Annotated in this window: 10 protein-coding genes; 6 read left to right on the forward strand and 4 right to left on the reverse strand. The window is 72.5% G+C overall.

Features of this window, described 5'->3' with window-relative positions; translation table 11 throughout:
• The first annotated feature begins 33 nt into the window (after positions 1 to 33).
• The 3 genes from PVK37_RS26335 (at position 34) to PVK37_RS26345 (ending at position 4,920) form a co-directional block, all read left to right on the forward strand.
• Positions 34 to 2,901, forward strand: a complete 2,868-nt coding sequence (locus PVK37_RS26335; RefSeq protein ID WP_275030507.1) for a CHAT domain-containing protein — start codon at positions 34 to 36, stop codon at positions 2,899 to 2,901.
• Between the two features lie 169 nt (positions 2,902 to 3,070).
• Entirely contained in the window at positions 3,071 to 4,003 is a 933-nt protein-coding gene (locus PVK37_RS26340) for a LysR family transcriptional regulator (RefSeq protein WP_275030508.1), read from the forward strand.
• Positions 4,000 to 4,920, forward strand: a complete 921-nt coding sequence (locus PVK37_RS26345; RefSeq protein WP_275030509.1) for a serine hydrolase — start codon at positions 4,000 to 4,002, stop codon at positions 4,918 to 4,920. Before PVK37_RS26340 ends, PVK37_RS26345 begins: the two co-directional genes overlap by 4 nt.
• A gap of 114 nt (positions 4,921 to 5,034) precedes the next feature.
• Here the strand turns inward: PVK37_RS26345 and bla are convergent, their stop codons facing one another.
• The 4 genes from bla to PVK37_RS26365 all read right to left on the reverse strand — a co-directional run bounded on the left by bla (position 5,035) and on the right by PVK37_RS26365 (position 8,869).
• Positions 5,035 to 5,940 carry a class A beta-lactamase gene (gene bla / locus PVK37_RS26350; RefSeq protein WP_275030510.1) on the reverse strand — a complete coding sequence of 302 codons (906 nt, stop codon included), beginning with the start codon at positions 5,938 to 5,940 and terminating at the stop codon, positions 5,035 to 5,037.
• A gap of 226 nt (positions 5,941 to 6,166) precedes the next feature.
• Complete coding sequence (locus PVK37_RS26355) at positions 6,167 to 7,051, reverse strand: NAD(P)H-binding protein (RefSeq protein WP_275030511.1); 885 nt, start codon at positions 7,049 to 7,051, stop codon at positions 6,167 to 6,169.
• Between the two features lie 64 nt (positions 7,052 to 7,115).
• Positions 7,116 to 7,718, reverse strand: coding sequence for a response regulator transcription factor (locus PVK37_RS26360; protein WP_275030512.1), 603 nt, complete (start codon positions 7,716 to 7,718; stop codon positions 7,116 to 7,118).
• The gene (locus PVK37_RS26365) at positions 7,715 to 8,869 is read right to left on the reverse strand and encodes a sensor histidine kinase (protein ID WP_275030513.1); all 1,155 of its coding nucleotides are present in this window, start codon (positions 8,867 to 8,869) and stop codon (positions 7,715 to 7,717) included. Before PVK37_RS26365 ends, PVK37_RS26360 begins: the two co-directional genes overlap by 4 nt.
• Positions 8,870 to 8,976: 107 nt before the next feature.
• On the opposite strand from PVK37_RS26365, the gene PVK37_RS26370 reads away from it, so the two are divergent.
• Genes PVK37_RS26370 through PVK37_RS26380 form a run of 3 tightly spaced genes read left to right on the forward strand, consistent with a single transcriptional unit; the run spans position 8,977 to position 11,299 of the window.
• Entirely contained in the window at positions 8,977 to 9,858 is an 882-nt protein-coding gene (locus PVK37_RS26370) for an ABC transporter ATP-binding protein (RefSeq protein ID WP_275030514.1), read from the forward strand.
• Positions 9,859 to 9,884: 26 nt separating this feature from the next.
• The gene (locus PVK37_RS26375; protein ID WP_275030515.1) at positions 9,885 to 10,604 is read left to right on the forward strand and encodes an ABC transporter permease; all 720 of its coding nucleotides are present in this window, start codon (positions 9,885 to 9,887) and stop codon (positions 10,602 to 10,604) included.
• Entirely contained in the window at positions 10,601 to 11,299 is a 699-nt protein-coding gene (locus PVK37_RS26380; RefSeq protein ID WP_275030516.1) for a GOLPH3/VPS74 family protein, read from the forward strand. Before PVK37_RS26375 ends, PVK37_RS26380 begins: the two co-directional genes overlap by 4 nt.
• Positions 11,300 to 11,456 lie beyond the last annotated feature (157 nt).

The raw sequence follows: 11,456 nt of genomic DNA on the forward strand, positions 1-11,456 counted from the left end.
GACGCCCCGGCTGTGGTCGAATCTACTGAGCCGGTGCCATCCGGGGAGGAAGCCATCGAGGCGGTGGACCCACTCATCGTCGCGTACAACGACAGCGGCGACGAGTCTCTGCTGGTCCGGGCGGAGAGCATGGCGCGGAACCTCCTCGTTGCCGATCCGTCCCGGGTGGACGTGCTCGTCGCACTCTCCACCGTGTTGGTGTTGCGCGGCCGGACGTCGGACCCGGCGTGCCTCGACGCCGCCGTGGCCACCGCCGAGAAGGCGACGGCGGTGACCACGCCCGGTGATCCGTGGTGGCCGTACGTCAACGCCCAGCTCGCCTTCGTTGCCGGCGTCCGGTTCGAACATCGGCGCGAGGTGTCCGACCTGTCCGTGGCGAGGCGGCACGCGGACGTCGCGGTGGCGGCCGTCGGCGAGGGCGACCCGGGCCGGACGGACGTCCTGATCCGCTGTGTGAACGTGTACCGGCTCGGTTTCGAGAGGTTCGGCCGGCTGGCGGACATCGACACCGCCGTCGGCCTCAGCCGGGAGATCCAACGGTCCGCCGACCCCGACCACGCGCTCACCGCCCGTCAGCTGCTGGCGCACTGCCTGGTCATGCGCTTCATCCGTACCGGCGGCCCATCCGATATCGACGAGGCGATCGAGCACTGCCGCAGAGGTCTGGCCACCATGCCTGACCGGCACGTCGACCGGGCCGCCCTCAACGGCGTACTGGTGATCGCGCTGTTGCAGCGCTGGGTGAGTGTCGACGGTGACGACGCCGATCTGCACGAGGCAGTCCAGGTCAGCCGGCGGGTCGTCGCCGACCTGCCGAACATCGGCATGGTCCGCGCGCAGCTGTTGGCCACCCACGGCATCCTGCTGGTCGTCCACAGCCTCAGCAGCAACTCGTCGCTGCACCTGGACGAGGCGATCCGTAGCGCCCGGGAGGCCGTCGACTCGCCGACGGCCGGCACACAGCGGGCCGGTCACCTGATCAGCCTGGCCCACTCGCTGCTCATCCGGGCCCGGATGAGCAGCGACCCGGCCGGGGTCAGCGACGCTGTCACGACCGGCATGGCCGCCCTGACCGGGTTCTCTCCCGGCCACCCGGACCGGGCACGGGCTCTCAATGTGCTCGGCACGGCACTGCGGGTCCGCTACCTGATCGGTCACGACCCGGCCGACCTCGACGCCGCGGTCGGCATGTGGCGCTCGTCGTCGGCTTCCCGGGTGGGTGCGATCCAGATCCGGATGACCGCGGCCCGTAGCTGGGCGCAGGCCGCCGCCGAAGCCGACGACGCGGAGCTGGCCCTGGAGGCGTACGGCAGGGCCGTGGGTCTGCTGCCGCTGCTGGCGTGGCGCGGCCTGGACCGCGCCGTGCAGGAGAATCGGCTGGCCGCGGTGACCGGTCTGGCCGGCGACGCGGCGGCCTGGGCCGTCGCCGCCGGGCGGCCGGAACGCGCGGTGGAGCTCTTGGAGCAGGGCCGTCAGGTGCTGTGGTCACAGGCCCTGCAGACCCGCAGTGACCTGTCCGAGCTGGCCGCGGTCGCGCCCGCGCTCGCCGACGAACTGGACCGGGCGCGCCGGGAACTGGACGGAGCCGAGGCTTCCCAGCTCGTCGAGCTGCCGGCCGGCCCCGGCTGGGACGTTGGCCGCGACCTGCTGACCAGCGCACTGGGTGGACCGTATCGCGCCGAGACCGAGGACGCCGGCCATCGCCGCCGGTTGGCGGAACGCTGGGAGGATCTCGTGGCCGAAGCCCGCCGCCAGCCGGGCTTCGAGAACTTCCTGCATCCGCCGTCGTTCGCCACGCTGCAACCCGCGACCGCCGGCGGTGCGGCGGTGCTGGTCAACACCTCGCGGTGGCGCAGCGACGCGATCGTCGTCACCGCCGACGAGGTACGGGCGGTGCCGCTCCCGTGGCTGTCCCACGACATGGCACAGCAGCGGGCCGCGGCGTTTCTCGAGGTGCAGCGGGCGGTGGAAGAGGGCGGCGGGCCGGCCGAGCGGGTCGCGCTGCACCAGACGCTGGTGTCGCTGCAACGGTGGCTGTGGGACACCGTCGGGGAGTCCGTCTGCGCGGCCCTCGACGACGTGCTCGGTGGCGTGCCGGATCGGCGGCACCGCGTGTGGTGGTGCCCGACGGGGCCGCTGACGATGCTGCCGCTGCACGCCGCCGGCCGGTTCGGGGCGCGCGAATCACTCGCCGCGAAACGCCGGATCTCCATCGCCGCCCGCTGCGTCTCGTCCTACACCCCGAGCCTGTCGGCGCTGCTGCGCGCCCGCGCCACGCCGGCACCATCCGGGCCACCGCGGGCTTTCGCGGTGGGACTCGGCACTCTGCCCGGCGAGGTGCCGCTGCCGGCGGTCAGTGACGAGCTGCGCGCGGTCAGCTCGCACGTGCCCGGCCTTCGGGTGCTGTCCGGCCGCAGCGCCACTGTCGCGGGTGTGTTGACGGCGCTCGAACGGCACAGCTGGGCGCACTTCGCCTGCCATGGAACCCAGGACTTCAAGCGGCCCAGTGCCGCCGCCCTCCGCCTGGTCGACGGCAGGCTCAGCGTCCTGGACCTGGCCGGCCGTCTCGCCGCCCGCAGCCGGTCGGCCGGTGGTGCCGATCTCGCCTACCTGTCCGCGTGCCGCACCGCAGCGGGTGGCCGTGACCTGCCCGACGAGGCCATCCACCTCACCGCGGCGCTGCAGATGGCCGGTTTCCGGCACGTCATCGGCAGCCAGTGGGCGGTCTCCGACCGGGTGGCGGCTCAGGTCGCCGACGACGTCTACGCCGGCTTGAAGGCCGGGGGGCGGCTGGACGCGGACAATGCGGCCCTCGCGCTGGACAAGGCCATCGATCGGGTGCGACGTGAGCACCCGGATCGCCCGGAGCTGTGGGCGGCGTTGGTCCATACCGGCCCGTAGCGTCCGTCCGCGCCGTCGACCGGCGGGCCGGCGGCGTGCTCTCGATGCGGGCCGGCGGTGGGAGGCTCTCCGACTGTGGTGGCGGCGGTCACGTCGGCGGTCCACGAGGCCAACACGCTCCCGGAGGCCACACCGGTTCGTCCATTCGCTACGGGTATAGGTTCGGTGGGTGGATGTGGTCGCCGCCTGCCGGGCCTTCGTCGCGGTCAGCGGCCACGGCAGCTTCACCTCCGGCGCCGCCGCGGCGGGCATCCCCCAGTCGGTCGCCAGCCGGCGCATCGCCGCCCTGGAGGACCACGTCGGCGCACGACTGTTCGACCGGTCGTCCCGCGCGGTCAGGTTGACCTCGTTCGGGCAGGACATGCTGCCCACGGCCCGACGCCTGGTCGACCTCGCCGACGCGATGACCGACGACGCCGAGCGGGCCCGGCTGCGCCCACTGCGGGTCGCCGTACCGGAGATCTGCCCACCACACCGCCTCGCCACCCTGGTGGCCGCAGCACGGCGGCAGCGGATCCACCTGGAGGTACGGCCGGCCGGCCCGCAGGAACGCGCCCGGCTCTGCCAGGCCCTGGAGGTCGGTGCCGGAATCGTGGCCGTTCCGGACCCGACAGCCGCCTGGCGGGTGCCACTCGGGCTGGCCGCCCGGACCCCGTTCCCGGCCCCGACGGTCTACCTGGAGACCCTACGCAGCGGCCGGGCCCGCACCCAGGCCCGCCGGCGGATCCTGATCCAACCCGAGGACGACGTCGCCCACCTGCGGGACCCGTTGACCCGCGCCGGCCAGTCGACCGGCCTGGCACCGGCCCAGGTCACGGTCGCGCCGTCCCTCGTCGACGCCGCCGCGACGGCCCTCGGCTCCCCCGACCTGCTGCTCTGCTCCCGCCAGCAGGCCGAGGACTTCGGACTGCACTGGTGCCCCCTCGCCGGCCCGCCACTCGTGCGGGGCTACGACGTCGCCGCCGGCGTACGCGACGACCTCGAACAGTTCCGCACCGTCCTGCACGCCGACATCGCGCGATGCCTCGGTGCGCCCGACAATCACCGGACGTCGCTCGGGGGCGCCACACCCGGTCACCGCCGGGCGAAGGATCCGACGTGAGCGCCTCCGCGGTGGTACGCAACGCCCGTGACCTGCTAGACGAGGCGGGGTTGCGCGGCGCCTTCCTGGTCCGCGACCTCGACACCGGCGAGGAGATCGGCTTCGACACCGACACCCCGTATCCGGCGGCCTCCCTGGTGAAGGTGCCGCTGGCGGTCGCCGTCGGGGAGCGGGTGGCCCGCGGCGAACTCGATCCGGCGATGCCGCTCGACGTCGCACCCGGTCGGATCACCGCACCGGGTCCCACCGGGCTGAGCCGCTTCCGTCACCCCGCCCGCATCGCCGTGGACGACCTGCTCTACCTGAGCACCGCCATCAGCGACGGCGTAGCCGCCGACGCCCTGTTCGACCTCGTCCCGCCGGCCGCGGTCGCCGCCGAGCTGCGGCGACTACGCATCGACGGCATCACCGTACGAACCCGGGTCGGCGACCTCGCCGACACGCCCGCAGAACGACTCGGCCCCGACGACGTCCACCTGGCCCACTCCCTCGCCATCGCTGCCGCGACCCCCGGGCAGGGTCACCCCGTCGCCCAACTCGACGTCACCCGCGCCAACACCGGATCCGCCCGGGCCTTCGTCGACCTGCTGCACGCCCTCTGGCGACCATCGACGATCCACCAGGACACCGCCGCACGGGTACGCGCCCTGATGGGTGACAACCTGCACCGGCAGCGACTCGCCCCGGACTTCACCTCCGACGCGTCCCGCTGGTCGTCCAAGACCGGCACCCTGCTGCACCTGCGCCACGAGATGGGCGTGGTGGACCACGCCGACGGGCGGTCGTATGCGGTCGCCGCGCTCACCGCCTCCCGGGTACCCGCCGCCGCCCAACCCGGCAGCGAAGCGACGATGGCACAGGTCGCCCGCTCCCTGCACGACCACCTGCGCACGGGCACCCTGCCCTGGTGGAGTTAGGGCCTGTGTCGAAGTCCCTGGCCGGCCTACGGCGGGCCCAGACAACGGCCGGCGAGGGTGCCCGGGCCCCACGCTCGGTGGGCCGGGCCCCACGCTCGGTGGGCCGGCACGCCGTCACAATCCGGCGATCACGACCTCGGCCGCCCGGGCGATCAGGGCGTTGTCGTAGCCGGCGTCCTTCTCGTCGCGGCTGGACAGCACCGCCAGCACGATCGGCGCACGGTCCGGCGGCCAGACCACCGCGATGTCGTTGCGGGTGCCGTACCCGCCGGAGCCGGTCTTGTCCCCGACGACCCAACCGTCGGGCACACCGGCGCGGATCAGCTCACCGCCGGTGGTGTTGCCCCGCAGCCAACCGTTGAACACGTCGCGGTCCCCGGGTTCGAGGGCGTCACCGACGGCGTACGCCCGCAGGTCCTGAGCCAGGGCCCGTGGGGTGCTGGTGTCCCGCCGGTCGCCCGGCCGCGCCTCGTTGAGCGCGGTCTCGTAGCGCGCCGGGTCGGTGACCTTGTCCCCGATTCCGCGCAGTTCCCTCTCGAACCCCTGCGGCCCGCCGAGCTGGCGCAACAGCAGGTTACCGGCGGTGTTGTCGCTGTACCGCACGGCCGCGTCGGCGATCGCACGCAGCGTCATGCCCTCGCCGACGTGCTGCTCCGTGATCGGCGAGTAGGTCACCAGGTCGTCCGCCGAGTACCGCACCACCCGGTTCAGCTCGGCGTCGGTGGTTCCGTCGAGGACCTCCGCGGCCGCCAACGCCTTGAACGTCGAGGCGTACGCGAACCGCTCGTCCGCCCGGTACCCCATGGTGCGGCCGGTGCCGGTGTCGATCGCGTACACCCCCAGTCGCGCGTCGAACTCCTTCTCGAGCTGCCGGAACTCGCCGTACCGGTCGGCGGCGGTGGAGGCGGTGACCGTCCCCGTACGGTCGCGCGTCGGCTGCTCGGCGGCGCCGGCCGGGGCGCAGGCGGCCAGGGACACCACTGCCGCTGCGGCCACCAGGCGGTGCATGGCACTGATCATGATCACTCCTTGTCGGTGCCGTGGGTCCGGCGCGGGTGGCGCCGGTTGGACAGGACTCGACCCTGGCAGGGATCCGGCATGCGATCGAAGACGGAACTGTCGGAGTTCATGCTGATCCGGCATCACCGCAGCACACCGGCCCGGTCGGGGCCGGCCCGTGCACGGACGGGGTGAAGGCCCGCAGGGCATGGCTCGCAGGGCATGCCCGCAGCTGCGACGTCCCGTGTCAGCGGCTCGTGCGTCGCAGGGCCGGTCCGTTGGCGGACAGGAAGTCCTGCAGCGTCGTCGGCGCCGTGCCGGTGACGCGAGCGACGGTATCGGTCACCACCGCGAAGCTGCCGGCGCGTACGCGCTCGAACGTCAGCCTGTTGAGGTCTCGTTCGAAGCCCTCGGTCCCGGCCACGGCCTCGTCCACGGTCAGGTCGCGGTGGATCACCGGGTGCCCCGCCGCGGCGGAGAGCAACTCCGCGGTACGTGGCAACGACAGGCTCTCCGGACCGGAGAGCTGGTACGTGCGACCGACGTGCCCGTCGGAGATCAGTGCCCGCTCGGCGACTGCGGCGATGTCGCGGGCGTCGATCCAGGCCAGGTCGGCGTCGCCGCTGGGGAACGGCAACTCGCCTGCGTCGGCGATCTGGTGCCGGTAGAAGCGCGGGTCGGTGAAGACCTGCATGAACCAACCCGGCCGCAGGATCGTCCAGGGACGCCCACTGCCGCGTACCACGCGCTCGACGCTCGGTGCCCAACCGGCCGGGTAATCGGAGCCCGGGTGGCCACCGTCCCTGTCGGACAGCAGGACCACCCGGGTCGAGGGTGCGGCCTTCGCTACCAGTGCCCCGATGAGTTCCGGCGCGTCCACGCGATCCGGCCGGACCACGTACACGGCGTCGACGCCATCGATCGCCGCCGCCCACCCGGCAGGCTCGTCCCAGGAGAAGGCGATGGGGTGGACGCCGTTGATGCCGACGGTGGACGGATCACTACTGCCGCCGAGCACCTCGACGCCCTGCCGTGCCGCGAGTGACTCCGCCAGCGGTAGTCCCGTCTTGCCCCGGACCCCGGTCACCAGCACCCGAGCCACGTCGGCCCCGGTCGAGTTCGCATGCCGCATCGTGTGCTCCTCCTGTGCGCTACCTGGGTGACATGGCGGACGGCCCTGACCGGTCGAGCGCCGGTCACAGCCAGTCGTGTTCGCGGGCGTAGCGCGCCGCTTCGTGGCGGGTCCGGGTCTGGGTCTTGCGCATGGCGTTGGACAGGTAGTTGCGCACGGTGCCCGGCGCGAGGTGTAGCCGGACGGCGATGTCGGCCACCGAGTAGCCCTCGCCGGTGACCCGCAGCACGTCGGCCTCACGGTCGGTCAGGGGGCAGTCCTCGGTGACGGCGAGCGCGGACACATCCGGGTCGATCCAGCGTTTCCCCGCGTGCAGGGTGGCGATGACCGAGGTGATGTGGGCCGGCTCGGCGGACTTGCTGACGAAGCCCTGGACGCCGAGCCGCAGCGCCTTGCGGAGCACGCCGGGGCGGGCGTGCCGGGTCAGCATGAGGATCACCTGCTCCGGGAGCGCGCGACGGATCTCGGCGACCGCGTCGAGCCCGTCCATGCCCGGCATCTCCAGGTCGATGACCAGCACGTCGGGCCGCTGCCGGAGGGTGGCCTCGACGGCGGTCCGGCCGTCCTCGGCCTCGGCGAGGACGGTGATGTCGCCCTCCATCGGCAGCAGCGCGGCCAGGGCGGTACGCAGCAGGACCTCGTCGTCGACAAGCACGATGGTGATCATCGGCCGTCCTTCGTCGATGCTGTCGGGGACGCGTCGACCCGAGCGGGCGGGAAGACCGCAGCTGTCAGGAAACGCTCGTCGGTCAGTTCGACGGTCAACTCGCCTCCATCGTCCGCCACCCGTTGCCGCAGCGCAGAGAGCCCTCTGAGCTTCGGCGGAGAGTCGCCGTTCACCCCGTCGTTGACGACGGTGATGCCCGACTCGGTGAGGGTGATCCGCACCCCGGTGGCCTGCGCGTGCCGCAGGATGTTGGTGGTCGTCTCGCGCAGCACCTGCCCGAGCAGTTCGCTGAAGCGGGCGTCGACCTCGGCCTCCCGGGTCACCCGGACGCGGATGCCGGCGGCCTCGAACAGGTTCTTCGCGTTCTCGATCTCCGCGGTGAGGTTGAGCCGCCGTTGGCCGTTGGCGAGTTCCTTGGTCTGCGCGATGGTGTCACTGACCAGCGCGTACGTCTCCCGCAACTCCTTCGCCGCCCGATCGGTGTCGCGGTCCAGCAGTTTCTGTGCCAGAGCGATCTTCAGCTTGACCACGTGCAGGGTGTGGCCCTGGATGTCGTGCAGGTCGCTGGCGAACCGGACGCGTTCCCGCACGACGGCCAGCTCCGCCTCGCGTTCCCGGGTCTGTTCCAGTTCCCGGATGAGGTCGTAGAACCGCTCCCCCAGCACCGTCAGGACCGCCACGACGACGGTGAGGACGGTCGGCACGAGGACGTAGGTCACCAGGACATCACCGGGGTCGTCCCGCTGCACCAGCAGCCGCATCGCCCCGATCACGGCGACGAAGGAGAACAACCCGGTCAGCGCCAGAGCCCGGTGTCGCCGCACCTCCCGCATCGCGAGGGAACCCACGGCGCAGATCCCCCAGTACCCGTTGGGACTGCCGGTCACCAACACGCCGAGCGGCCACACCGCCCCCGCGACGAAAAGGCAGGGCAGCGCGAACCGGGCGAGGTCGTTGGCCGTCCACCGCTCGAAGGCCACCAGGGCCGCCACCGCCCCCGGCGCCAGGACCACGACGTGCCACCAGGCACGGGCGTCGAGGTAGACCAGGACCACGGCGGCGAACACCACCGGCGGCAGTGAGGCGGCAAGGTTGAGCCGGCGCAGCCTCCTCTGCGTCGAAGCGGTGAAGCGCGGCGATGGTGCGGTCACCACCCCAGTATCCGGCGGCCACCGGCCCCGACCAGTGACACCATGTCACATCCGGTCGTGACACCGTGCCACTGACGCCTCGGTCGCGTCCGCGCTGTCATGGGTGCATGTCCACCACACCCGTCATCGACGTCGACCGACTGAACCTGACCTACGGTGACTTCCACGCCGTCAAGGACCTGTCCTTCGAGGTGCGCCCCGGTGAGCTCTACGCGCTGCTGGGCACCAACGGGGCCGGCAAGACCTCGACGCTGGAGGTCGTCGAGGGACACCGGAGGCAGACCTCCGGGACCGTACGCGTCTTCGGGCAGCGTCCCGGCGACCGGCGCGCGGTCCGTCCCCGGATGGGCGTCATGCTCCAGGAGAGCGGGTTCTCCCCGGACCTCACCGTCCGTGAGTCCGTCGGCCTGATCGGTCGGCTCAGCGGGCGCAGCGACGACGTCGACCGGGTGCTCGACCTGGTCGACCTCACCGACCGGGCCGGCCGGAGGGTGTCACAACTGTCCGGCGGGGAGAAGCGGCGGTTGGACTTCGCCACCGCCGTCTACGGCACCCCGGAGCTGATCGTCCTGGACGAGCCGACCACCGGTCTGGACATCGCCTCCCGCGACGCCGTCTGGACAACGGTGGACCGGCTACGCGAGAACGGCGCCACCATCGTGCTCACCACCCACTACCTGGAGGAGGCACAGCAGCGCGCCGACCGCATCGGGCTCATGCACCAGGGCACCCTGCACCGCGAGGGCACCGTCTCCGAGCTGACCCGCAGCCTGCCGGCCGTCATTCACTTCTCGCTACCGGTGGCGACGCCGACGCTGCCGCTGCCGGCCGTGGTCGACGGAGCCGGGAAGGTCCGGGTCGAGACCTTCGCCCTACAGAAGGACCTGCATGTCCTGCTCCGGTGGGCTCAGGATCACTCCGTCGAACTGCAGGGCCTGGAGGCCGGGCCGACCCGCCTCGACGACGTCTTCCGCGCCCTCAGCAACTGACCCGCCGCCCCGACAGGAGTGCCACCGTGTTGCCCATCGCCTCCAGCGAACTGATCCAGATCTTCCGTAACCGGCTGGTCATGGTCACCAGCCTCATCATCCCGTTCGCCGTCTCCGCCCTCTTCGTCCGCCAGCACGAGACCTTCGCCGACATCGGCAGCCTCGGCTACATCGCCGCGATCGTGCTGTTCACCGTGGCCGCTTTCGGGCTCTACGCCACCGCCGTCACCACGCTGGCCAGCCGACGCCAGAACCTCTTCCTGAAGCGGCTGCGCTCCACCGCCGTCGCCGACTCCACCATCCTGGCCGGCCTGCTGCTGCCCCCCACCACGATCGCGGTGGTGCAGGTGGCCGCGATCCTGACCGCGCTGGCCATGGTCGCCGGCGGGCCGGACAACGTCGCCCTGCTCGTGCTGGCGGTCCTCGCGACCCTGGCCATGATGATCGGCCTGGCCCTGGCCACCGCCGGACTGACCACCTCCCCCGAACACGCCCAGGTCACCACCCTGCCCGTCACCCTCGGCGTGATCGCCGTGGCCACCTGGGTGGGCATCTCCGGCACCGAGAACCTCGCCTGGCTCAAGCGGCTGCTGCCCGGCGGCGCGGCCACCGAACTGGCCCGGAACGCCTGGAACGGCGGCGTCCCCGTGACCGACTCCCTGCTCCTGCTCGCACCCACCCTGGCCTGGGTCGTCGTCGCCGTCGCCCTCGCCACCCGACTCTTCCGCTGGGAGCCCCGCCGATGACCACCGCCCCCACGGAGCGCACGAACCCGCCGACCCTGGTGGAGGATCTCCTCCTGCTGCTGTTCCAGCCCGCGTCCGGGACCATCGCGGGAGAGAACACGCTCTTCTACGTCCTCGGCGGCGCCGCCCTCGCCGACCTCGCCCTCGGCGACCACCTGACCACGACGGGCCGGGGCCGGGTCAGCAGTGTGGCGGGTCACCCACCGCCGGACGGCCTCCTCCGGCCGGCGTGGGACTACCTCGCGGAGAAACCGAGGGGGGTGCAGACGGCCCTCGCGGCGATCGGCCCCGCCCTGCGCGAGCCGGCGCTACAGCGGCTCATCGCACGAGGCGACATCGACCAGCAGCCCCGCAAGGTGCTCGGCCTGTTCCCGTCCACCGCCCTGCGGGAGGGACGGACCGAACGCCGGGCCCGTCTCCTCGCCGACGTCCGACAGGTGCTCGTGGAGGGCGTGGAGCCGACGGCCCGGGTCGCCGCGCTCACGGCACTGGTCTCGGCGAGCGGGACGCTCCCGTGGTTCCACCGTGAGATCCCCTGGACGTCGCCGGTGATCACCCGGGCCAAGGACCTCGAACGCGGCGACTGGGGTGCCGACGCCGCGGCGGCGGCCGTGACCCGCACCGTGACCGCCACCGTGGTGAGCAGCACCATCGTGGCCGTCACCGTGCTTCCGCACCCCACCCCACCGCGCTGACCCGGCCCGTGAGCGCCGCAGGCGGTGGCGGGTCGACGGGCCGGAGGCCAGCTCTGGGCCTTGCCGCTGGTGAGCCGGGCCAGGACGAACGCGACGAGGTTGACACCCCTTGCCGCCGTCGGGGCCGATCCCACCGATGACGAGGCCGGGGACTTCG

This window comes from Micromonospora cathayae, from assembly GCF_028993575.1.
In the GTDB taxonomy this organism is placed as follows: Bacteria; Actinomycetota; Actinomycetes; order Mycobacteriales; family Micromonosporaceae; genus Micromonospora; species Micromonospora cathayae.